Below are 21,642 nucleotides of genomic sequence, written 5' to 3'. Positions count from 1 at the left end.
TCAGGTCTCCAGGCGGCTTGAAAGCGGAATCAGGACCGTTTCCTCACCGGTCCTCATCAGCATGCCGAAATGCTCGTCCACGCCGACAAAGGTGCCGGAGCGGCCGTCTATTTCCACCGGCTCGCCGAGGCTCGGCACCAGGGCTCGCCAGTCGGCATGAACCGGACGCGGGCCGTCGTCGAGCCAGCGGTTGATCCAGTAGAGGCTGTGGCGTACCCAGCATTCCAGCAGCTGAGCGGCCGTCACGTCGGCGCAGCCTTCCTCCATAAGATAGGTAATGTCCGGATCCGATCCGGGACTGCCGCCGGGGCTCGTCATGTTGAATTCCAGCCCGACCACCAGCCAGTCGGGCACGGCATCCGGATCGTTGCCCGAGGCTTTGACCCGCAAGCGTCCGCAGACGGCGCCGTTGACGCGGATCGTGCCGTCCCACTCCAGGTGAACGGCAACCTCCGGCGGCGCCAGCGTGCCGAGGGCCGCCTGGAAACCGAGACCGCAGACCGGCAGCATGATCATCGCTTCTTCCAGCGGCACTTCTGGCGTGAAGACGAGGCATGCCTTCAGCCTGTCGCCGGCAAGGTTGAAGGCGACGGTGCCCGGGTCCGTGCCGGCAATCGCCAGGGCGGTCGCCCGCTCGAACGGGTCCGCCCGGCCAGTCAGTTCTTCGCCCTGGAAGAGCGGCGGGAACTGAAGCGCGCTCATGCCGCGTCCCTTTCGATCAGGGCTTTCGCCAGCAGACGGAAGACATTTGCTTCCGGCGCGTCCGGGGCCTGGACGGCAATCGGTGTGCCGCTATCGCCCGCAACGCGGATGTTGAGATGCAGCGGCACTTCGGCCAGCAGCGGCACGCCCAGTTTCTCAGCTTCCGCCGCCACGCCGCCGTGGCCGAAGACATGTTCCTCGTGGCCGCAATTGGAGCAGATATGGGTCGACATGTTCTCGATCATGCCGAGGATCGGCACATTCATCTGCCGGAACATGTCGATGCCCTTGCGCGCATCGATGAGCGCCACGTCCTGAGGTGTCGAGACGATGATCGCGCCGTCGACCACGAACTTCTGGGCGAGCGTCATCTGCACGTCGCCGGTCCCGGGCGGCAGGTCGACGATCAGGACGTCGAGCGCGCCCCACTGAACCTGGGTCATCATCTGCTGCAGCGCGCCGATCAGCATCGGTCCGCGCCAGGCGACCGCCTGGTCACCGGATGTCATCAGGCCGATGGACATCATGGTGACACCGTGATTGCGCAGCGGCAGGATCGTCTGGCCGTCCGGGGAGGTCGGCCGTCCCGAAACACCCAGCATCTTCGGCTGCGACGGACCGTAGACATCGGCATCCAGCAGCCCGACCTTGCGGCCCTCGGCGGCAAACGCGCAGGCGAGATTTGCAGCAACCGTCGACTTGCCGACGCCGCCCTTGCCCGAGGCGACGGCTATCACCCGCGCGATGCCGTGCACCCGCTGCGGCCCCGAGGCGCCTTGCGGCGCGGCTTGCGGCCGGATCGGCCTGGGTGCTTCAGGGGGCTTTGGGGCTTGCGCCGCTTCCGGCTGATCGGAATGGGAGGTCAGGATGACCTGAACCGCGTCACAGCCCTCCAGCGCGGCGAGCCGCACCTCGGCGTCGGCCTTCACCGCTTCCATTTCGGCAAGTCGTGACGCATCGATCTCCAGAACGAGGCGCACGTTGCCGGAGTTCACCTGCAGCGCGCGCATCATGCCGGACCCCACAAGATCCTCGCCGCTCACCGGATCGGTGACGGACTTGAGCGCGGCCAGAGCCTCTTCGCGCGTCAGCGGCACGTCAGTCCTCGCCCGTGATTTCGCCTGTCACGACATGTTCAAGGCCCAGTTCCTCGATCGTCAGAACCGCCTTGACCTTGAGCTTTTTCCCCGAGGTCGAACCGGCGTCCCGGACAGCCTTTTCAATGGCCTGCTGGGAGGTGACGCCAACCTGTTTGAGGAACTTGCGCATGGACATGTTGAATTCGTCGTTCATCCTGTTCTCCTGTCTTTCCGTGATTGCATTGACGGCTCGCGAGCGTGCCGCCTAACCTTGTGCATGTTGGTCTTGTCCTGCCCGCAGACAACGTGAGGGAGGGGCGCGTGCGCTGCCGTCTGCTGAAATCCTGTCTCCTGAGTTTATTGCTCGGGACAATGATTGCGATATCCGCGAAGGCGGAAACCCGGTCTTTCCGGCTGGGAGCTCCGGAAGCGCTCGCGCAGACCGGGTTTCTGAAGTATCTCCTGCCGCGCTTTTCGCTCAAGACCGGCATCCGGATCGAACTCGTGCCTGAAGGCGAGGCGGCGGAAGCCGTGATTGCGGTGGAGGCGCCGGGCATCCCGGTCTTTTCCGGTCTCGGCAAGGCCTGGGTCCTGGCCGTTGTCGAACCAAGAGATCCGCATGCCGCCAGTTTCGAAGACTGGCTTACCGGAGATGTCGGCAGGAAGACCATCGAAGCCTTCAAGCCCGGAGGGACGGCAATTTTCGCAGCAGCGGCTGCCCGGTCCGAGACGGTCATGCCGCTGCTTGTCGATGGCGATGCGGCGGCGGGCGAACGTCTGTCCGTGCGCCATTGCGGCCGCTGCCACATGGTCAACGAAGCCACGCGGATGACGTCCATCGGATCGACGCCGTCCTTTGCGGTGCTTCGCGGGCTGTCGAACTGGCACGAGCGCTTCGAAAGCTTCTTTGCCCGCAATCCCCATCCCGCCTTCACGATAATCGACGGCGTGACCGAGCCGTTCGACAGCAACCGGCCGCCGCCGATCGTGCCGCTGGAGATCAGTCTCGGTGAACTCGATGCCATCCTGGCCTTCGTCTCGCGGATCCCGCCCGCCGATCTCGGTGCGCCCATCCAGTACCAGTGATGTTGTCCTGCAGTGATCAATGGTCGCGCCGCTTGCTGATGTAGTCGTCGGTCGTGCGCACTTTGGGCCGCTCGCCCGCGGCAAAGGGGTTGTTTTCCGAATGATAGACCGCGTTGACACGGCAGTCTTCACACATCTGGATCAACCGGGCCGCCTTGCCGTCCTTGAACATGGAGTGTTTGCCGGCAAGCTTTTCCGTGAGGCGTTCCACGGTGGAACGCACCCCGAAGGGCTTGCCGCACTCGATACAGTTGAAGGGTTCTTCTTCCTTCAGCACGACCGGCGTGAGTGCGGTGTCGCCAAGGTTCAGGCGCGGGGCGAGGCCGAGGGCCTTTTCCGGGCAGATTGTGGTGCAGATACCGCACTGCAGGCAGGCGTCTTCCTGGAAGCGCAATTGCGGCTGGTCGGGATTTTCCTTCAGCGCGCCCGACGGGCACAGCGACACGCAGGAGAGGCAAAGCGTACAGGCCTCAAGGTTCAATTCGACGGATCCATAGGGAGCTCCCTGAGGCAGAGCGATCACGGCATCCGCATCGTTGAGCGTCTTTGCCGCCAGTCTTGTGATCTGCCTGCGGGAGCCGACGGGTGAAATGGGCTGACCGGCAAGGGCGGCTTCGGCCTCGACGCAGAGGGCAGCTTCCAGCTGATCCGGATCTGCGGGCTCGATCAGGCGGACGCGGGTTTCACCGGCGATCGTGTTGGCAAGCTCCACCTGGAAGGGAAGCCCTTCCTTCTCCGTTTCCGGAGACAGCAGCAGCGTGACGGAGGCAAAACCGCAGGCGAGTGCGCTCAAGGCCTCCGCATGGCCGAAGCCGGCAAGCGCTGTCACTTCCAGCGGGATTGTGTCGGCCGGCAGACCCTGGCCGTAGCGGGCGCTCAACCGGATCAGCTCCACGCCGTGACCCGGACCATGAACCAGAAGACGCGGGGCTTCCTGGCTGAGTTTCCGCCAGGTGGCGGCGAGGGTCCCGATGCGGGTGAACGTATTGCCGACAGGCGGTGCGTCATAGGAAATAGCACCGGAGGGACAGACCGCGGAGCAGCTTCCGCAACCGGCACACACCATCGTGTCGACGGTGACGTGATCGCCGTCCGGGGCGATGGCGCCGGTCGGGCAGAGATCCAGGCAACGGGTGCAGCCGGTTTTCTGTGCCCGGGAATGGGCGCAGAGCTCATTGTCCAGCTTGACGTAGATCGGTTTCTCGAAGGTGCCGACCAGTTGCGAGGCTTCCAGGATTGCGTTCAGCCGTGCCTCCGCATTGCCGGGGTCGGCACGCAGATAACCCTCGCGCTTGTCGGCCGCCGGAAAGAGGGGTGGGCTGCGGCGCAGGTCCAGAAGAATGTCGCAGTCGGTTTTTCCACCATTACGCGGTTCGGTCCAGTTGAAGGCGCCCCGGCCGCCCGGCACGCGTTCCTGCAGGGCATCGAAGGTCAGCTGGAAGCCGCCAAGCGCGCCCGTAGCGGTCTTCATTCGCCCGCGAACGATGTCGAACCGCCGGTCGTCGGCCAAGGGCAGCTCTTCCTCGGGAGCCAGCAGAACCGTCACGCTCAGGATGCCGCAAAGCTTTTCGGCCGCCGCAAGTGCGACTTCGCCCTCTCCCAGGATCAGGCAGGTGCCTTCGGACGGCACGTCCACGACCTTGGTCGGCGGGACCGGCAGCACCGCTTCGGCAATCAGCGCGGCCATCTTCGGGGTGGCGGAGGAGGTGTCGCCGGTCCAGCCGGCCCGGTCCCGGATGTCGACGAAATGGGGTGGTTCCGCACCGAGATCTGCTGCGATGTCCTCAAAGACCTGCCGCTCCTGCTGGCAGGCAATGATCGCGCTTCCGCTCCGGATGGCTTCCTCTGCGGCCGCCAGTTCAGACCTGCACAATTCCGTATGGACCCTGGAGCAGGGGAGGCCTGTCGCGTCTTCAAGGCGCTCGGCATCTATTCGCTGACTCTTCAGGCAATCGCACAGCAGGATCTTGCTGTTCGTCATCACAAGGTTGTCCTCTCCCCGGAGGTGCCCCTGTTTCTCTCTGCCAAGGGTCACCAGTCCCGAATACATTTCAAGGCGGTATGTCCATCAACGTCAAGTTCGACTTCTGCCGGGCTTGAAATTAATTTCATTTGGTACACCATTTGAGGAAAAGCCAAGCAACAAACAGCTTGTGCGAAAAAGCAAAGATGCCGGCGCGAAAACCGGACGTGGGAGGAACCATCGCTGTGACAGGCGAAAGAACACGCATGATGCCGGTCGGCGTCGTGGTCAGAAGATTGCCTGGCGTCACCAGGTGGCAGAAGTGGAGCTGGCGGCCGGTGTCGCTGCTGCCGGGCGCGGGGGAGGCCCACTGGAAAGTCCTTCGAGCGGACGGTGATCTTGTCGAATACCATGCCGCGACACTGAGCCTGGAGCTGCACCGCACGGAAACCGAGGCCTATCTGATCGCCCTGTCCGACAAGGTCCCGTCCGTTTACGTGGTAATGCGCGCGGCTCCGGAGCTGGAACCCGGGGTCCCGCTGGAATTGCTGCTCATGACGGCATCGGCGCACGAAGGCCTGGATTACGCCGATTCCAGCGAAGTGATCGTCGAAAAGGTTCCCATGACACCGGGTCTGATCGCCTGGATCCGGGAGTTTGTCGACATGCATCACGAGGAGGAAATCTTTCACAAGCGCCAGCGCGACAGGACCCGGGTAGACCTGGAGGAAGATGGCATCGGGGATCCGCGCATCCGCCAGCTGGGGGACGTTTACCGGGCGCCCGGTCTCCGGAAGAAGGACACAATCCAGTGAGCGGCGACGACAACGGCAGGGATTTCTGGTCCAGGCGGAAGGCAGCCGTCCGCAAGGCCGACGCGGAAGAAGAGGCCCGGAAAGTCGCCGAAGCCGAGGCACAAGAGCTTGCCGGGCTTGAAGAGAAAAGCGACGCGGAAATCCTGGAGGAACTCGGACTTCCGGATCCGGACACGCTGACCGGAGAGGATGACTTCACAGGCTATCTGGCAAAAACGGTGCCCGAGCGCTTGCGCCGCCGGGCACTGCGCAAGCTGTGGGTTACGAACCCGGTTTTGGCGAACCTTGATGGCCTCAACGACTACGATGAGGATTTCAAAGCCGCCGAGGTTGGGGCTCAGGCGGTGAAGACGGCCTACGAAGTCGGCCGCGGTTTTCTGAAAGGTCTTGCTGAGGACGCCACCGGAGAAGGCAGACCGGAGACAGAACAACCGGGAGGTGTCAATCATTCCGAGGAGCCAGTTTTTGATGCAGCGCAGAAAGAAAGTTCTTCTGCGATGCAAAATGATCTTGGCCAAAACGGAAAAGAAGCTAGTCAATTGACGCAAAGGCAAACCTTGGTGCAGAGTACTGGTCCAAAAACTATTGACTCTGGTGAAACTGCGCTAATTGAATCAGAAGAAGAGCGTCCTACCCCGAGGCGCCGCATGAAATTCGATTATGAATAATACGAAAGTATAATGCGCAAAAGTAATTGAGTTGTTGAGAGTTGCTTTTCGGGAGGAGCAGTCTCTGATGGCCGCAGTGGCAAGAGAATTTATCATTGATCCGGAAGATCAGGCCCGGTCAGAGCTTTATGATTTTCTGGGGCTTGTCCTGGCCAGGCCGGCGGATGCCGAATTGCTTCAGCAGGTTGCCGGACTGAATGGCGGCGACACGCCGATCGGCAATATCCTCGGCACGCTCGCCAGGATTGCCGCGGTTACCACGCCGCAGACCGCGGAACGTGAGTTCAGCGGATTGTTCATCGGCCTCGGGCGAGGGGAACTGCTTCCCTACGCCAGCTACTATCTCACCGGTTTCCTGAACGAAAAACCGCTTGCCAAGCTCCGGCAGGACATGGCGGCGCGCGGCATCGAACGGGCCGAGGACAAATACGAGCCGGAAGACAACATTGCCTCGCTGATGGAAATGATGGGCGGAATGATCGTCGGCCGCTACGGCCGGGTCACCTCCGTTGCCGAACAGAAGTCGTTTTTCAAGACGCATATTGAACCCTGGGCCATTCATTTCTTCACCGATCTGGAAGCGACGAAGACCTCCGTGTTTTACGGCGCCGTCGGATCGTTGGGGCGGCAGTTCATGGAAATCGAGGCGCAAGGCTTCGACATGCTGCCGAACTAGCGCGTTGCGCGGCGAAACGGAGACCGGTTCGCCGTCCGGTAACGAGCTGAAAGAGCACGTTTGCAATTGGGGCACCCGGTTGCCCGTTTGGAGAGGAGAGTTGCGACGATGAAAAAGACCGAAACGGCGCGCCCGGATGACGGGACGGACCGCCGGAATTTCCTGAAACTGGCGGCAATCTCCGCGCCTGTCGCCGTGACCACGGTCGCGGCCGGAACGGCAGCGGAAGCCGCAGTACCCGATCCGTCCTCCAGCAAGATGCAGGACACAGCGCACACGCGCGCCTACTACGACAGCGCCCGGTTCTGACCGGACCCCTTGAATACACCGGCCATGGTTGCGAAAGGCCCGGACGCCGGTTCACTGACACCCCAGCCGTATCAGCACTGATACAAGCAAGGTAGGGCAAAATGCTTAGGAAAAAGACCAATGGGGTAGCGCGACGCCCCCAAGGTGCAAGTATCCTGAAAGACGCTGCACATAAATCGGTCGACCGCCGCACATTCCTGAAAGGATCCGGTCTGGCCGCGGGCGGTCTGGCCGCCATCACCGCAACCGGAGGCTCGGTCACCAGGGCGCAGGCACAATCGTCGGCAAGCACCGTGAAGACCGTGAAATCGGTCTGCACACACTGCTCCGTGGGATGCACCGTGATCGCCGAAGTTTCAGACGGCGTCTGGATCGGCCAGGAGCCGGGCTGGGACAGCCCGTTCAACCTCGGCGCCCACTGCGCCAAGGGCGCTTCCGTCCGCGAACACGCTCACGGCGAGCGCCGGCTGAAATACCCGATGAAGCTGGAAGGCGGCGAGTGGAAGAAAGTCAGCTGGGAAGACGCGATCAACGAGATCGGCGACAAGATGTTGCAGATCCGCGAGGAAAGCGGTCCGGACAGCGTCTATTGGCTGGGCTCGGCCAAGCACAGCAACGAGCAGGCCTATCTCTACCGCAAGTTCGCGGCCTACTGGGGCACCAACAACGTCGACCATCAGGCACGCATCTGCCATTCCACCACGGTTGCCGGCGTAGCCAACACATGGGGCTACGGCGCCATGACCAACAGCTACAACGACATCCACAATTCCAAGGCGATTTTCATCATCGGCGGCAATCCGGCTGAAGCTCATCCGGTCTCGCTGCTGCATGTGCTGCGCGCCAAGGAACAGAACAACGCACCGCTGATCGTGTGCGATCCGCGTTTCACCCGCACGGCCGCACATGCAGACGAATACGTGCGCTTCCGTCCGGGCTCGGACGTCGCCCTGATCTGGGGCATCCTCTGGCACATTTTCGACAACGGCTGGGAAGACAAGGAGTTCATCCGTACCCGTGTGTGGGGCATGGACCAGATCCGCGTCGAAGTCGCCAAGTGGAACCCGGAGGAAGTCGAACGCGTCACGGGCGTGCCGGGCAGCCAGATGAAGCGCGTGGCGCGGACACTCGCCAACAACCGTCCGGGCACCGTGATCTGGTGCATGGGCGGCACCCAGCACACCAACGGCAACAACAACACCCGCGCCTACTGCATCCTGCAGCTTGCCCTCGGCAACATGGGCGTTTCCGGCGGCGGCACCAACATCTTCCGCGGCCATGACAACGTGCAGGGCGCGACGGACCTTGGTGTCCTGGCCGACACGCTTCCGGGCTACTACGGCCTGACCGCCGGTTCCTGGGCCCATTGGGCGCGTGTGTGGGAAGAGGAGCTGGATTGGCTGAAAGGCCGCTTCGCGACCATGAAGGGCGCGGACGGCAAGGACAAGGCCATGATGAACCTCAAGGGCATCCCGGTCAGCCGTTGGATCGACGGTGTCCTGGAAGACAAGGCCAACCTTGAACAGCCCGACAACACCAGGGCGATGGTGCTCTGGGGACACGCGCCGAACTCGCAGACCCGCCAGCCGGAAATGAAGAAGGCGATGGAGAAGCTCGACCTGCTGGTCGTGGTCGATCCCTATCCGACGGTTTCGGCGATCCTGCATGACAGGACGGACGGCTGCTACCTGCTGCCTGCGGCGACGCAGTTCGAGACCCGCGGTTCGGTGACGGCTTCCAACCGTTCGCTGCAATGGCGGGACCAGATTGTTGCGCCCCTGTTCGAATCCAAGCCCGACCACACCATCATGGCCATGTTTGCCAAGAAGTTCGGTTTCGACGACCGGATGTTCCGCAACATCGCCATGGACGGCGACGAGCCGAACGTGGAGGACATCACCCGCGAGTTCAACCGCGGCATGTGGACGATCGGTTACACCGGCCAGTCGCCGGAACGGCTCAAGTCCCACATGCAGAACCAGCATACATTCGACCGCACGTCGCTGCGTGCCATCGGCGGTCCGAATGACGGCGAGTTCTACGGCCTGCCGTGGCCCAGCTGGGGAACGCCGGAGATGAAGCATCCGGGAACGGCAAATCTCTACGACATGTCGCTGCCGGTTGCCGAGGGCGGCCTGTGCTTCCGTGCCCGTTTCGGCGTGGAGCGGGACGGCCAGAACCTGCTGGCCGACGGGGTGTCCAACCCCGGTGCCGAAATTCAGGACGGCTATCCGGAATTCACCATGCAGATGCTGATGGATCTCGGCTGGGACAGTGACCTGACGGACGAGGAACGGGCCGCCATCGAGGCGGTTGCCGGGCCGAAGACCAACTGGAAGACCGACCTTAGCGGCGGCATTCAGCGGGTGGCCATCAAGCACGGCTGTGCTCCCTTCGGCAATGCCAAGGCCAGGGCCGTCGTGTGGACTTTCCCCGATCCGGTGCCGCTGCACCGCGAGCCGCTCTACACCAGCCGGCGGGATCTGGTCGCCGATTATCCGACCTACGAGGACAAGACGTTCTGGCGTGTTCCGACGCTTTACGCTTCGATCCAGAAGAACGACTTTTCCAAGGACTTCCCGATCATCCTCACTTCCGGCCGTCTGGTCGAATATGAGGGCGGCGGCGACGAGACCCGGTCGAACCCGTGGCTCGCCGAGCTTCAGCAGAACATGTTCGTCGAAATCAACCCGAGGGATGCCAACAATCTCGGGGTAAGGGACGGCGCGCAGGTCTGGGTCGAAGGCCCGGAAGGCGGCAAGGTCAAGGTCATGGCGATGGTGACGGAGCGGGTCGGCGAAGGTGTTGCCTTCATGCCGTTCCACTTCGGCGGCCATTTCCAGGGCGAGGACCGAAGATACAAGTATCCGAAAGGGGCCGACCCCTATGTGCTCGGCGAGAGCTCGAACACGGCCCAGACCTACGGCTACGATTCGGTCACGCAGATGCAGGAGACCAAGGCCACCCTCTGCAAGATCTCGGCAGCGTAAGGAGGACATTCAATGGCAAGATCAAAGTTCCTTTGTGACGCCGAACGCTGCATTGAGTGCAATGCCTGCGTGACGGCTTGTAAGAACGAACATGAGGTGCCCTGGGGCATCAACCGCCGCCGGGTGGTGACCATCAACGATGGCAAGCCCGGCGAACGGTCGATCTCGGTTGCCTGCATGCACTGCTCGGACGCGCCCTGCATGGCGGTGTGCCCGGTCGACTGCTTCTATCAGACCGAGGAAGGCGTGGTGCTTCATTCGAAGGACCTGTGCATCGGCTGCGGCTACTGCTTCTACGCCTGTCCGTTCGGCGCACCGCAATACCCGCAGGCGGGCAATTTCGGATCGCGCGGCAAGATGGACAAATGCACCTTCTGCGCCGGTGGTCCGGAAGAAAACAACTCGACCGCGGAATTCGCCAAATACGGCCGCAACCGTATTGCGGAAGGCAAGCTGCCGCTCTGTGCGGAGATGTGTTCCACCAAGGCCCTGCTGGCAGGGGATGGCGATGTCGTGTCGGGCATCTACCGCGAGCGTGTGGTGGCCCGCGGCTTCGGCTCGGGTGCCTGGGGCTAGGGCACTGCCTACGGCCAGAAGGGCGGCTGAGCAAGCCGGTCAGGAGGTGCCCGCCAAGGCGGGCGCCTTCACTTGCGTCTTGACTGACGAACTGCTCGCGCGGGGCGGCTCTTCGCTGCCCCGGCGGCCTCCAGTGATAAAAGAACAAGGGGAACCGGTCATGAAACGCCTGGCTTTGGCATGTGTGCTTCTGCTTGCCTTCCTGGTCCAGGGTTTTGCGCAGGACCAGGCGCCTGACAGATCCGTACCTGACAGATCGGCAACGGGTGGCGCCCAGACACTGGAAGACATTCTGAAACGCCAGCGCGGCGAGAAGCTGGACGACAGTTTCCGCCGTACCGACACGGGCGATCCGAACTCCGCCGCCGGGATAACGTCGCAGCTCGGCACGCTGGGCGGTGTGTCCGACCCCGAGCTCTGGCGGGCGCTGCGTTACGGGTCCGCGGACATCAAGGTGTCGGCGGGCGGTGAGGCGGCGACCGTTCTGATGCAGGACGGCGGCATGCGCTGGCTGGAATGGCGCAAGGGGCCGCTTGCCACCTATGGCGCCGGACTGCTCGGCGTCACGATTTTGCTCCTGGTGCTTTTTTTCCTGTTGCGCGGCCGTATCCGCATCGACGGTGAGAAGACGGGGCGGACAATTACCCGGTTCAATGCGGTCGAACGGTTCGGCCACTGGCTGCTCGCCGGGTCCTTCATCCTGCTCGGCCTGACCGGGCTCCTGTCCCTGTTCGGACGGGTGGCGATCATCCCGCTGATCGGCAAGGAGGCCTTCGCGCCACTGGCGCTTTATTCAAAGTGGATCCACAACAACGTCGCCTGGGCGTTCATCCTCGGCCTCATTCTCGTATTCGTGATGTGGGTGGCGCACAACATCCCCAACAGGACGGACCTGAAATGGATCGCGGTTGGCGGTGGCCTCTTCAAGAAGGGCGTGCATCCACCGGCCAGGAAATTCAATTTCGGCCAGAAGCTGGTCTTCTGGGGCGTGATCGTGCTGGGGGCCTCGATCGCCGTTTCCGGTCTCTCGCTGCTCTTTCCCTTCCAGCTTCCGATGTTCGCCGGAACTTTCAAGATCCTCAATGCGACCGGCCTGCCGCAGCTTCTCGGTTTCGGCGTGTTGCCGGTGCAGCTTGCCCCGCATGAGGAAATGCAGCTGGCCCAGCTCTGGCACGCGATTGTTGCCTTCGTGATGATGGCCGTGATCCTGGCCCATATCTATATCGGATCCGTTGGCATGGAAGGGGCGTATGACGCCATGGGGTCCGGCGAGGTGGAGCTGCAATGGGCGCGGGAACACCACGGGCTGTGGGTCAAGGAAATCGAGGAAGCCAAGGGCAAATCCGCCAGCTCCGGTGCGAGCGACGAGACAACGGTTCCGGCCGAATAGGCTGAAACCGAGATGGTTGGATCGGTCCGAAGGAGAGCGCCGCTGGCCGAGGCCGGTGATCTGCCCTGTGTGTCCACGCCGGGATTGTCATCCCCGCGAAAGCGGGGACCCGGGACAACGCATCATCAGTCGTCATCCAAGACGGTCTCCAGGGAGTCCCGGAGCCCGGCGCCGGCTGCGCTCGGCCGGGATGACAAGCAGCGCGGAACGGCAAGCGCGCCACACCTCTTCAACCGCGTGCTGACGGCTTTGCTGGCCTCTGCCGTCCTTTCAACGGCTGCCATGGCAGCCGATTTCCAGACACTGAAAGGTCATGGCGGGCCTGTCATGGCCATCGATGTCTCACGGGAGACCGGCAAGGTGGCGACCGCCAGTTTCGACAATTCGGTCGGTGTCTGGACAGGCCGGGAACCGTTCTGGCTGGAAGGGCACGAAGCGGCCGTGAAGACCGTCCGTTTCATCGACGGCGCGCATCTCGTGTCGGGGGGCGACGACAACGACCTGATCCGGTGGGATCTCGGGGCCGGAGCGTCGCAGCGCCTGGAAGGTCACACCGCAAAGATCGCGGGACTTGCCGTTTCCCCCGACAGGACGCTCATTGCCAGCGCAAGCTGGGATGCCCGCATCGGGCTCTGGCCATTGGGCGGTGGCGATCCCGTGTTCCTGAAGGGCCATACGGCGGGTGTCAACGACGTGGTGTTTTCGCGGGACGGTGCGCAACTCTATTCGGCTTCCATCGATGGATCGATCAAGCTTTGGGACCTGAAGACGGGCGCCGAGAAACGAATGATCGACCGCAACGGTTTCGGCATCAACGTGATTGCCACCGGCGGCAAAGGCGAAAGGGAAAGCTGGCTTGCCTATGGATCGCAGGACGGCGTGACCCGGATCGTAGACATCGACAGTGGCGAGCGGTTGCAGGAGTTTGCCTTCGAGCGCCGGCCCATACTGGCGCTTGCCGTCAGCCCCGACGGCAGCAAGCTCGCCACCGGAGACGGCCACGGCTTCATAACCGTGCTGGATACGGGAAGCTGGAAGATCGAGACGGACTTCCGGGCGGCCCTGAAAGGACCGATCTGGGCGCTTGCCTTTTCCCGGGACGGCACGGTGATCCATGCGGGCGGCATCGAGAACATCGTCTATTCCTGGCCACTGGCGGATCTGGAAAGTTTCGACCCCATGGCGCGCGAGACGCCGCAGTTTCTGAAGAGGCCCGAGGACATGACCAACGGTGAACGGCAATTCGCGCGCAAATGCTCCATCTGTCACGCGCTGACGGCAGACGGCGGGCGCAAGGCCGGGCCGACGCTTTACCGCATCTTCGGACGGCGGGCGGGCACGCTGCCCGGGTATCCCTATTCTGAAACGCTCACCGGATCTGATATCATCTGGTCCGGGGAAACCATCGACCGGCTTTTTCTGGACGGACCGGACCATTTCATTCCGGGATCGAAAATGCCGATGCAACGGATCGTGCGCCCTGAAGACCGGAGCGATCTGATTGACTATCTCAAGACGGCAACCGCAGCCGGGACATCTGGAGGACCGCAATGAAAGCCATGCTCATTGCCTTTGCAGCCATTATTCTGATCGCCATCGGGGCAAACCAGATCCTGGAGCATATGGGCTTTTCCAGCGCCGATCAGACCAGCAGCGCCTCGGTGAGACTGGGGGAGTGACGCTTTTCCGATAGAGGAAAAACTCCCTCTTTCGTGTGGGCGAAAGAGGGAGCAGTTGGCCGCGCATGAATGGATGGCGGGAAGTCTCGAACCGCCCTCCGTTGCATTGTCGGATGTGCACGCGCGGCAATACGTGTTTTACCAGAGTTTCCAACTGCTTGAAACGGAGCAGTTTCCGGCTGCCGGTATCCGGGCCGTAGACCGGTTCAGCTCTGTCCCTTGTTCGCGTTCGGGAAGAAGAGCTGCTGACCGTCGACCTTGTAGTCCGCGATCGCGTCTTGCCCTTCCTTCGACAGCAGCCAGTCGATGAACTGCTGGCCGAGCAACGCCTTCACATGCGGGTGCGCTTCCGGGTTCACCAGGATCACGCCATACTGGTTGAAGAGGACAGGGTCACCCTCGACGGCGATCCGGTAATCGCCCTTGTTGCCGAATGAGATCCAGGTGGCGCGGTCGGTCATGACGTAAGCGCCCATGCCGGTGCCGGTGTTCAGCGTTGCCCCCATGCCGGAACCGGTTTCCCGGTACCAGTCGCCGGAACTTGCCGTCGGGTCGATGCCGGCCGCCTTCCACAGGCGGCGCTCCGCCTTGTGGGTGCCGCTGTCGTCGCCGCGGGAGGCGAAGAGCGCCTTCGCGTCCGCGATCGTCTTCAGCGCGGCGGTGACATCGCTGGACCCGGCCACGCCTGCGGGGTCATCGCTCGGGCCGACGATGACGAAGTCGTTGTACATCACGTCCGCGCGCGAAACGCCGAAGCCGTCGGCAACGAATTTCTCTTCCGCCGGCTTGGCATGCACGAACAGGACGTCGCCGTCGCCGTTGACCGCATTCTTGATGGCCTGGCCGGTGCCGACGGCCACGACCCGGACCTCAATGCCGGTCTTCTTCTGGAAGATCGGCAAGATATGGTCGAACAGGCCGGAATTCTGCGTCGACGTCGTCGACTGCACGACAATGAATTTCTCGTTCGCAAAGGATGGCTGCCCTGAAACAATGGCCATGAAAAAGCTGGCGGTCAGGGTCAGAAAAAGTCTTCTGATCAATGGTCTCTCCAGAAATGGGATTGGTTGGAAGGATCGTGGAGGGGGCGGGTGTTCGACCCCAGGTACAGCCGGCCGTCCCGCCAGGCGCGGGCGGGATCGCTCTTCGGGTGGTTCAGAACCTCGCTGGCCGGGCCGGTTTCGGCCACGCGGCCGTCCTGCAGGAAGATCACGTCTTCGCCGAGCCGTTTCGCCTGACCGGCATCATGTGTGACAAGCACGATGGTGACGCCACGCGCATTTGCCTGCAGCACCAGATTTTCGATCGCTGCGGTCGAGGCGGGATCGAGATTGGCCGTCGGTTCGTCCAGGAACAGGAGGTCGGGTTCGAGGGCGAGGGCACGGGCAAGGGAAAGCCGCTGCTGCTCGCCACCCGACAACACCCGCGCCGGGCGGCGGGCAAGATGCGTCAGGCCTGCAAGCGCCAGCGCGTTTTCCATCCGCTCCGCCTTGTCCTTGCCCTTGAGGCCGCGCACGGAAAGGGCAAATTTCAGATTGGCCAGCACGGAGCGGCGCAGGAGGACGGGACGCTGGAACACCATCGCCTGGGCCCGACGGGCCTTTGCGTCAAGCGGTTCGCCCTGCCAGAGGATCTGTCCCTCATCCGGTTGCAGCAGGCCGTGCATCAGGCGCAGGAGCAGGCTTTTGCCGGCGCCGTTCGGACCCATGATGAGGGTGCGCGACCCCTTGCGGACGGTCACGTTCACCCCGTGAAGAAGCCGTTCGCGGCCCGCGGTGAAGCTCAGACCGCGCACCTGAAGCAGCGGGATTTCGCGCAGTGCGGAGGTGGAGGCGCCGGCGGCCGTATCGAAGGCAAGGTCACGCATAGGCGGCCCTCACTGCGGAGGCGCGCAATGCCATGACGCAGCCGTTCACGGCAAAGGCGATCATGAGCAGGATGACGCCGAGCGCCAGCGCGAGCTGCAGGTTGCCCTTGGAGGTTTCCAGCGCAATGGTCGTGGTCATGACGCGGGTGACGTGGTTGATGTTGCCGCCGACGATGATGACCGCCCCGACCTCGGCGACCGCCCGGCCGAACCCGGCAAGCGCAACGGTCAGCAGGCTGTAGCGGGCATCCCAGAGCATCGCGGTCATCCGGTCCAGCGGTCCGACGCCCATGGAGGCGAACTGTTCGGCATATTCCCGGTTGAGGTCTTCGACCACCTGACGGGTGAGGGCGGCGACGATCGGAGTCACCAGGATCATCTGGGCGATGATCATGGCGGTCGGCGTGTAGAGCAGGCGGAGCGGGGAAAGCGGGCCGGACGCGGACAAAAGCAGGTAGACCAGCAGGCCGACGACGACCGGGGGAAGCCCCATCAGGGCATTGAGCGCAACGGCGACAGCGGCGCGCCCCGGAAAGCGGAATGTACCGACGGCGGCCCCCAGCGGCAGGCCGATGAGGCAGGCGAGCAGCACGGCCGTCAGCGTGACCCGCATCGACAGGCCGATGATTTCCATCAGGTCCGGATCAAGTGCAACGACAAGGCCGAGTGCCCCGCCGAACGCGCTCCAGAAGCTTTCCATTCACGCCGTTCCTTCCGCTTATGGGAAAAAATAACGTAAAATGCATAAAAATCAAACAAGCGCACGGCTGAACCTGTCGCAAAAACGCCAAACGAAAACCGCCGCGCCTAAGGGAGGGCGCGGCACTGTTGGCAAATCGAACTCTATCGGTTGCTCACCCACGACCTCATCCTGAGGAAGCGCGAAGCGCTGTCTCGAAGGATGGGCCGCTTGTCTCTGAGCTTGCCGCCCATCCTTCGAGACGGACCTCACGGTCCTCCTCAGGATGAGGTTTTAGTGTGGAACGTATTCCGTCCTGAAACCGCGCCTAATACAGCGTCTTCGGCAGCCAGGTGGCGAAGACCGGGAACAGCCACAGGATCGCCACGGCCACGATCTGCAGCCCGATGAAGGGCACCACGCCGCGGTAGATCTGGCCGGTGGTGATTTCCTTCGGTGCCGCGCCGCGCAGGTAGAACAGCGAGAAGCCGAAGGGCGGCGTCAGGAACGACGTCTGCAGATTGATGGCGATCAGCACCGTCAGCCAGATCGGGTCGATGCCCATCAGGATGAGCGGAGGGATCAGCACCGGCAGCAGGATCACGGAGATCTCGACGAAATCCAGGAAGAAGCCGAGCACGAAGACGAACAGCATCGCGAAGATCAGCGCGCCGGTCGGCCCGCCCGGCATTTCCTTCAGGATCTCGTGCACCCGGTCCTCGCCGCCGAGGCCGACGAACACCAGCGAGAAGAAGCTGGCCATCAGGATAGTGGCGAAGATCATCGAGGTGACCGTCAGTGTCGACAGCAGCGCGGCCTTCATCAGACCGTCGGAGATGGCCGCCTTCAGGATGCGCAGCACCACGCCAAGGGCAAAAATACCAAGGCCGCCATAAACCGCCGCCAGAACGTAGCCGCCGGGAGTGATGTCGGAGCGTTGCAGCCGCACCGGCAGCACGGTTGCGGCAACCGCCAGGATCAAAAGGGCTGCGGTGGCCAGAATGATCAGCTTCGTGGACACGCCGAGCCGCCGGCCCGCCAGAAGGATGGCGCCGATGGCACCGACGGAAGCCGCTTCGTTGGGCGAGGCGATGCCGCCGAGGATCGAGCCGAGCACCGCAACGATCAGGAGGATCGGCGGCACGATGGCGCCCGCGATTTCCCGACCCGTCGGCTTGGTGACATGTTCCTTCATGGCGGGTGCATCGCTCGGGAACAGGAAGGCGCGGCCGAGAATATAGGCGCAATAGACGACGACCAGCAGCAGGCCCGGGATCATGGCGGCGGCGAAGGTCTGACCGACCGAGATGGTCTCGATGGTGAACTTGCCTTGTGCGTATTGCGCCTGCTGGAAGGCGTTGGACATGACATCCGCCAGGATGATCAGCAGCGTCGAGGGTGGAATGATCTGGCCGAGGGTGCCCGCCGTGCAGACCATGCCGGAGGCGAGTTTCGGATTGTAGCCGTTGCGCAGCATGGTGGGCAGGGCGATCAGACCCATGGCGACCACGGTTGCCCCGACGATGCCGGTGGAGGCCGCCAGCAGCGCGCCGACCAGCATGACGGAGACACCGAGCCCGCCGTTCATGCGCCCGAACAGGCGTCCCATGGTTTCCAGCAGCTCTTCCGCGATCCGGCTTTTCTCCAGAATGACGCCCATCAGCACGAAGAGGGGAATGGCGGTGAGCACCGGATTGGTCAGAACGCCGAAGAAGCGCTGGCCCATGGCCCCCATGAGCTGGATGTTGAAATCGCCGAGCCACCAGCCGAGCAGGGCGAAGCCCGTGGCAACGCCCGCGATGGTGAAGGCGACCGGATAGCCGAGCAGGATGAAGGCGATCAGGGCGCCGAACATGATCAGATCGAGAGGAAGGCTCATGCGTTGGCGCCTTTCAGCTTCTGGACGTCGCGGATGAAGGCGGCAACGCCCTGAAGGAGCAGCAGCACGCAATAGGCCGGGATGAGGGACTTCAGCAGGAAGGAGGCCGGAATCCCGCCGACCGAAATCGGTCCTTCAAGGATCGCCCAGCTGCCCCTGACATAGGGCCAGGAGAACCAGAGCAGCACCACCAGCGCCGGTGCCAGCAGAAACAGATGGCCGAAGAGATCGATCCAGGCCTGGGAGCGATGGCTCGACTTTGCGTAGAAGATGTCCACTCGGACATGGGCATTGACGAGGAAGGTGTAGCCGGCACCGAGCATGAAGAGGCTCGCGTGGAAATAAAGAACGCCCTCGTCGAGGAAGATGAAGCTGAAGCCGAAGACATAACGCAGCAGCACGATCACGAATTGCAGCAGCAGCATCAAGAGCGCCGCCCAGCATAAGGTATTGCCTATCACGGAATTGATGCGCTCCAGCGCACCGGCAAGTTTTTCCATCGCTGTCTTTCCTGCCCTGTTGTCCACCGTTCCAAAAACACGCCGTCATTGCCGGAGTTGATCCGGCAATCCATGCCGTGACCTGAATCGTGTTGCGAAACAGGAGAGGAAACGGAATGGATCCCATGGTCAAGCCGCGGGATGACAAATGGCGGGGCCGGGTGGCCCGTCCGGTTGCTTTGCTTTGTGAGCACCTCGGGGGCGCTCGGTCCGGGATGACAAATGGAGGAGCTTTCGGTGCCCCTGGTTTCCCGTATTAACAAAAAGCCACGCCCCCCATCCCGAGGAGGGCCATAAGGCCCACTCGGGACGAGGGGATCAGAGGCATCAGCAGGATGGAGCCAGGCCCGTCATCCTGCCGGAATGCCGTTGCCCGGTCAGTCGTACTTGTAGTCGAGCAGACGGGCGTTCATCTGGCCGTTGTCGGCATAGGGCATGTACTCGCGCATCAGCTTGCGGTAGCCGAGGAAGCTTTCGGTGATGCGCTGGACCAGTTCGTCGTCGCTGGCACGCAGATCCGCGATCACTTCACCGGCGGCATTGCCCATGGCGACGATGACGTCGTCCGGAAGCTTGCGCACCATAACGCCGTGCTCGTTGACCAGCTGGGTCAGCGCCTGGGCGTGCTTGGTGTTGTATTCCGTCAGAACGTCGTTGTAGAGGCTGGCGCAGGCACGCTGCACGGCTTCCTTCAGGTCGTCCGGCAGGTCGTTATAGGCCTCCAGGTTGACCGCGCATTCTTCCGCCGAGGACGGTTCGCCGACACCCGGCCAGTAGTAGTTCCTGGCGATCTGGTAATAGCCGAGCGCGCTGTCGGTCCACGGGCCGATGAATTCGCCGGCGTCCAGCGCGCCGGACTGCAGCGCCTGGAACATGGCCGGGCCGCTCATGGCCTGAACGGCCATGCCGAGCTTGGAGCACATTTCAGAGGCCAGGCCGGTGGAGCGGAACTTCAGGCCCTTGAGGTCGTCGACGCTGTTGATCTCGGTGCGGAACCAGCCGGCCCACTGCGGACCGGAGTTGCCGCACAGGAACGGCTTCAGGTTGAAGCGGGCATAGATCTCGTCATAGAGCGCCTGGCCGCCGCCATGGATCATCCAGCCGGCCTGTTCCGGAGCCGTCAGGCCGAAGGGCTGGGAACCGAACAGGAGAATGCCCTTGGACTTGGAGCCCCAATAGGCGGGAACGGCGTGGTAAAGCTCGGCCGTGCCCTGGCCGACAGCGTCGAAAACGCCGTTGCCCGGAACGATTTCACCGGCCGCGAACAGCTTGACCTCGATGCGGCCGCCGGAGATTGCGGTGATGCGGTCGGCGAGCATCTGGGCGGCAACGCCCGGGCCCGGCAGGTTCTTCGGCCATGCGGTGACCATGCGCCACTGGCGCACGTCCTGGGCGATGGCGGGTGCCGCCAGCGTGGTCGCGGCGGCCGCCACGGTGCCGGTCGCGCCGGCTTTCAGAAAATCACGTCTTTTCATGAGTATTACCCCTCGTTTCAAGGTCAGATTTCAGAGCGTCCTGCCGTGCCGGTTATTTGCCCAAAATCGCCGGCAGGTTGAGCCCCTGTTCCCTCGCGCAATCAAGCGCGATCTCGTATCCGGCATCGGCGTGACGCATCACGCCCGTTGCCGGGTCATTCCAAAGCACCCGCTCGACGCGGCGGGCGGCATCGTCGGTGCCGTCGCAGCAGATGACCATGCCCGAATGCTGCGAGAAGCCCATGCCTACGCCGCCGCCATGGTGGAGCGACACCCAGGTCGCGCCCGAGGCGGTGTTGAGCAGGGCATTCAGCAGCGGCCAGTCGGAAACCGCATCCGAGCCGTCCTGCATCGCTTCCGTTTCGCGGTTCGGCGAGGCGACGGAGCCGCTGTCCAGATGGTCGCGCCCGATCACGATGGGCGCTTTCAGCTCGCCGTTCTTGACCGTTTCGTTGAAGGCGAGGCCGAGGCGGTGGCGCTGGCCGAGGCCGACCCAGCAGATGCGTGCCGGCAGGCCCTGGAAGGAAATGCGCTCGCGCGCCATGTCCAGCCAGTTGTGCAGGTGCGGATCGTCCGGGATCAGTTCCTTCACCTTGGCGTCGGTCTTGTAGATGTCCTCCGGATCGCCGGAGAGCGCGCACCAGCGGAACGGGCCGATGCCGCGGCAGAACAGCGGGCGGATATAGGCCGGAACGAAGCCGGGGAAGGCGAAGGCGTTTTCCAGGCCTTCTTCCAGGGCCATCTGGCGGATGTTGTTGCCGTAGTCGAGCGTCGGCACGCCGGCGTTCCAGAAGTCGACCATGGCGGCGACATGCACCTTCATCGAGGCGCGGGCGGCCTTTTCGACGGCCTTCGGATCGCTCTCGGCCTTCGCACGCCATTCGGCGACGGTCCAGCCCTGCGGCAGGTAACCGTTGACCGGGTCGTGGGCCGAGGTCTGGTCGGTGACGATGTCAGGCTTCACGCCGCGCTTGACGATCTCCGGGAAGATGTCGGCGGCGTTGCCGATCAGCGCGACGGACTTGGCTTCGCCGGCCCTGGTCCAGCGCTCGATCATCTCCAGCGCTTCATCGAGCGAGTGGGTCTTCTCGTCGACGTAACGGGTGCGCAGGCGGAAGTCGGCGCTCTTCTCGTCGCATTCGACGGCAAGGCAGCAGGCGCCTGCCATGACGGCGGCAAGCGGTTGGGCGCCGCCCATGCCGCCAAGGCCGCCGGTCAGGATCCAGCGGCCTTTCAGGTCGCCGCCGTAATGCTGGCGGCCGGCTTCCATGAAGGTTTCATAGGTGCCCTGAACGATGCCCTGCGAACC

General features: G+C 63.1%; 21 protein-coding genes. 10 read left to right on the top strand and 11 right to left on the bottom strand.

Annotated features, from left to right (window positions below; translation table 11 throughout):
* Genes ACQY7U_RS12945 through ACQY7U_RS12935 form a run of 3 tightly spaced genes read right to left on the bottom strand, consistent with a single transcriptional unit; the run spans window position 1 to window position 1,995 of the window.
* On the bottom strand, window positions 1-702 hold the full coding sequence (locus ACQY7U_RS12945; protein WP_428645049.1) for a DUF4444 domain-containing protein: 702 nt from the start codon (window positions 700-702) through the stop codon (window positions 1-3).
* Window positions 699-1,799, bottom strand: coding sequence for an Mrp/NBP35 family ATP-binding protein (locus tag ACQY7U_RS12940; RefSeq protein ID WP_428645048.1), 1,101 nt, complete (start codon window positions 1,797-1,799; stop codon window positions 699-701). The genes ACQY7U_RS12945 and ACQY7U_RS12940 overlap by 4 nt, the downstream gene beginning before the upstream one ends.
* Window position 1,800: 1 nt before the next feature.
* Window positions 1,801-1,995 carry a DUF6494 family protein gene (locus ACQY7U_RS12935; protein WP_428645046.1) on the bottom strand — a complete coding sequence of 65 codons (195 nt, stop codon included), beginning with the start codon at window positions 1,993-1,995 and terminating at the stop codon, window positions 1,801-1,803.
* Between the two features lie 107 nt (window positions 1,996-2,102).
* Here ACQY7U_RS12935 and ACQY7U_RS12930 point away from each other — a divergent pair, with 107 nt between their 5' ends.
* Window positions 2,103-2,867 carry a hypothetical protein gene (locus ACQY7U_RS12930; RefSeq protein ID WP_428645045.1) on the top strand — a complete coding sequence of 255 codons (765 nt, stop codon included), beginning with the start codon at window positions 2,103-2,105 and terminating at the stop codon, window positions 2,865-2,867.
* A 16-nt stretch (window positions 2,868-2,883) separates the two neighbouring features.
* On the opposite strand, the gene ACQY7U_RS12925 is transcribed toward ACQY7U_RS12930, so the two are convergent.
* A complete protein-coding gene (locus ACQY7U_RS12925; RefSeq protein ID WP_428645043.1) occupies window positions 2,884-4,848 on the bottom strand; it encodes a 4Fe-4S binding protein in 1,965 nt (654 codons plus the stop codon).
* A 227-nt stretch (window positions 4,849-5,075) separates the two neighbouring features.
* Here ACQY7U_RS12925 and ACQY7U_RS12920 point away from each other — a divergent pair, with 227 nt between their 5' ends.
* The 9 genes from ACQY7U_RS12920 to ACQY7U_RS12880 all read left to right on the top strand — a co-directional run bounded on the left by ACQY7U_RS12920 (window position 5,076) and on the right by ACQY7U_RS12880 (window position 13,933).
* Complete coding sequence (locus ACQY7U_RS12920; RefSeq protein ID WP_428645041.1) at window positions 5,076-5,645, top strand: DUF3305 domain-containing protein; 570 nt, start codon at window positions 5,076-5,078, stop codon at window positions 5,643-5,645.
* Window positions 5,642-6,313, top strand: coding sequence for a DUF3306 domain-containing protein (locus tag ACQY7U_RS12915; protein WP_428645039.1), 672 nt, complete (start codon window positions 5,642-5,644; stop codon window positions 6,311-6,313). The genes ACQY7U_RS12920 and ACQY7U_RS12915 overlap by 4 nt, the downstream gene beginning before the upstream one ends.
* Window positions 6,314-6,380: 67 nt before the next feature.
* Window positions 6,381-6,989 (top strand): TorD/DmsD family molecular chaperone, encoded by a 609-nt coding sequence (locus ACQY7U_RS12910; protein ID WP_428645037.1) that lies wholly within the window; start codon window positions 6,381-6,383, stop codon window positions 6,987-6,989.
* A 108-nt stretch (window positions 6,990-7,097) separates the two neighbouring features.
* The gene (locus ACQY7U_RS12905) at window positions 7,098-7,298 is read left to right on the top strand and encodes a twin-arginine translocation signal domain-containing protein (protein WP_428645035.1); all 201 of its coding nucleotides are present in this window, start codon (window positions 7,098-7,100) and stop codon (window positions 7,296-7,298) included.
* Between the two features lie 101 nt (window positions 7,299-7,399).
* Window positions 7,400-10,288, top strand: a complete 2,889-nt coding sequence (locus ACQY7U_RS12900) for a formate dehydrogenase subunit alpha (protein WP_428645034.1) — start codon at window positions 7,400-7,402, stop codon at window positions 10,286-10,288.
* Between the two features lie 12 nt (window positions 10,289-10,300).
* Window positions 10,301-10,864 (top strand): formate dehydrogenase FDH3 subunit beta, encoded by a 564-nt coding sequence (gene fdh3B / locus ACQY7U_RS12895; RefSeq protein ID WP_428645033.1) that lies wholly within the window; start codon window positions 10,301-10,303, stop codon window positions 10,862-10,864.
* Between the two features lie 160 nt (window positions 10,865-11,024).
* Window positions 11,025-12,254 (top strand): formate dehydrogenase subunit gamma, encoded by a 1,230-nt coding sequence (locus tag ACQY7U_RS12890; protein ID WP_428645031.1) that lies wholly within the window; start codon window positions 11,025-11,027, stop codon window positions 12,252-12,254.
* A gap of 12 nt (window positions 12,255-12,266) precedes the next feature.
* Complete coding sequence (locus ACQY7U_RS12885) at window positions 12,267-13,808, top strand: c-type cytochrome (protein ID WP_428645030.1); 1,542 nt, start codon at window positions 12,267-12,269, stop codon at window positions 13,806-13,808.
* A complete protein-coding gene (locus ACQY7U_RS12880; RefSeq protein ID WP_428645029.1) occupies window positions 13,805-13,933 on the top strand; it encodes a hypothetical protein in 129 nt (42 codons plus the stop codon). The genes ACQY7U_RS12885 and ACQY7U_RS12880 overlap by 4 nt, the downstream gene beginning before the upstream one ends.
* Before the next feature lie 206 nt (window positions 13,934-14,139).
* Here ACQY7U_RS12880 and ACQY7U_RS12875 read toward each other — a convergent pair whose 3' ends face one another.
* The 7 genes from ACQY7U_RS12875 to hutU all read right to left on the bottom strand — a co-directional run.
* Entirely contained in the window at window positions 14,140-14,934 is a 795-nt protein-coding gene (locus tag ACQY7U_RS12875; protein ID WP_428645068.1) for a substrate-binding domain-containing protein, read from the bottom strand.
* Between the two features lie 38 nt (window positions 14,935-14,972).
* Window positions 14,973-15,800, bottom strand: a complete 828-nt coding sequence (locus tag ACQY7U_RS12870) for an ATP-binding cassette domain-containing protein (protein ID WP_428645027.1) — start codon at window positions 15,798-15,800, stop codon at window positions 14,973-14,975.
* Window positions 15,793-16,500 carry an ABC transporter permease gene (locus ACQY7U_RS12865; protein ID WP_428645025.1) on the bottom strand — a complete coding sequence of 236 codons (708 nt, stop codon included), beginning with the start codon at window positions 16,498-16,500 and terminating at the stop codon, window positions 15,793-15,795. The genes ACQY7U_RS12870 and ACQY7U_RS12865 overlap by 8 nt, the downstream gene beginning before the upstream one ends.
* Before the next feature lie 307 nt (window positions 16,501-16,807).
* Complete coding sequence (locus ACQY7U_RS12860; RefSeq protein ID WP_428645024.1) at window positions 16,808-18,358, bottom strand: TRAP transporter large permease; 1,551 nt, start codon at window positions 18,356-18,358, stop codon at window positions 16,808-16,810.
* A complete protein-coding gene (locus ACQY7U_RS12855; protein WP_428645022.1) occupies window positions 18,355-18,858 on the bottom strand; it encodes a TRAP transporter small permease subunit in 504 nt (167 codons plus the stop codon). The genes ACQY7U_RS12860 and ACQY7U_RS12855 overlap by 4 nt, the downstream gene beginning before the upstream one ends.
* A 377-nt stretch (window positions 18,859-19,235) precedes the next feature.
* Window positions 19,236-20,333, bottom strand: coding sequence for a TRAP transporter substrate-binding protein (locus ACQY7U_RS12850; protein WP_428645021.1), 1,098 nt, complete (start codon window positions 20,331-20,333; stop codon window positions 19,236-19,238).
* 52 nt (window positions 20,334-20,385) lie between these two features.
* On the bottom strand, window positions 20,386-21,642 hold a 1,257-nt coding region (gene hutU / locus ACQY7U_RS12845; protein ID WP_428645019.1), incomplete at its 5' end, for a urocanate hydratase.

The sequence above is a fragment of the Roseibium sp. genome, assembly GCF_050301095.1.
Taxonomy (GTDB): domain Bacteria; phylum Pseudomonadota; class Alphaproteobacteria; order Rhizobiales; family Stappiaceae; genus Roseibium.
The sequence above is the reverse complement of the archived record's forward strand: the minus strand, read 5'-3'. Positions and strand labels throughout refer to the sequence as shown.

Coding starts and splice junctions, on each gene's coding strand:
- ACQY7U_RS12860 (WP_428645024.1), bottom strand. CDS start 18,358: ATGAGCCTTCCTCTCGATCTGATCATGTTCGGCGCCCTGATCGCCTTC.
- fdh3B (WP_428645033.1), top strand. CDS start 10,301: ATGGCAAGATCAAAGTTCCTTTGTGACGCCGAACGCTGCATTGAGTGC.
- ACQY7U_RS12890 (WP_428645031.1), top strand. CDS start 11,025: ATGAAACGCCTGGCTTTGGCATGTGTGCTTCTGCTTGCCTTCCTGGTC.
- ACQY7U_RS12885 (WP_428645030.1), top strand. CDS start 12,267: ATGGTTGGATCGGTCCGAAGGAGAGCGCCGCTGGCCGAGGCCGGTGAT.
- ACQY7U_RS12875 (WP_428645068.1), bottom strand. CDS start 14,934: ATGGCCATTGTTTCAGGGCAGCCATCCTTTGCGAACGAGAAATTCATT.
- ACQY7U_RS12850 (WP_428645021.1), bottom strand. CDS start 20,333: ATGAAAAGACGTGATTTTCTGAAAGCCGGCGCGACCGGCACCGTGGCG.
- ACQY7U_RS12910 (WP_428645037.1), top strand. CDS start 6,381: ATGGCCGCAGTGGCAAGAGAATTTATCATTGATCCGGAAGATCAGGCC.
- ACQY7U_RS12935 (WP_428645046.1), bottom strand. CDS start 1,995: ATGAACGACGAATTCAACATGTCCATGCGCAAGTTCCTCAAACAGGTT.
- ACQY7U_RS12865 (WP_428645025.1), bottom strand. CDS start 16,500: ATGGAAAGCTTCTGGAGCGCGTTCGGCGGGGCACTCGGCCTTGTCGTT.
- ACQY7U_RS12945 (WP_428645049.1), bottom strand. CDS start 702: ATGAGCGCGCTTCAGTTCCCGCCGCTCTTCCAGGGCGAAGAACTGACT.
- ACQY7U_RS12855 (WP_428645022.1), bottom strand. CDS start 18,858: ATGGAAAAACTTGCCGGTGCGCTGGAGCGCATCAATTCCGTGATAGGC.
- ACQY7U_RS12925 (WP_428645043.1), bottom strand. CDS start 4,848: ATGACGAACAGCAAGATCCTGCTGTGCGATTGCCTGAAGAGTCAGCGA.
- ACQY7U_RS12870 (WP_428645027.1), bottom strand. CDS start 15,800: ATGCGTGACCTTGCCTTCGATACGGCCGCCGGCGCCTCCACCTCCGCA.
- ACQY7U_RS12900 (WP_428645034.1), top strand. CDS start 7,400: ATGCTTAGGAAAAAGACCAATGGGGTAGCGCGACGCCCCCAAGGTGCA.
- ACQY7U_RS12905 (WP_428645035.1), top strand. CDS start 7,098: ATGAAAAAGACCGAAACGGCGCGCCCGGATGACGGGACGGACCGCCGG.
- ACQY7U_RS12880 (WP_428645029.1), top strand. CDS start 13,805: ATGAAAGCCATGCTCATTGCCTTTGCAGCCATTATTCTGATCGCCATC.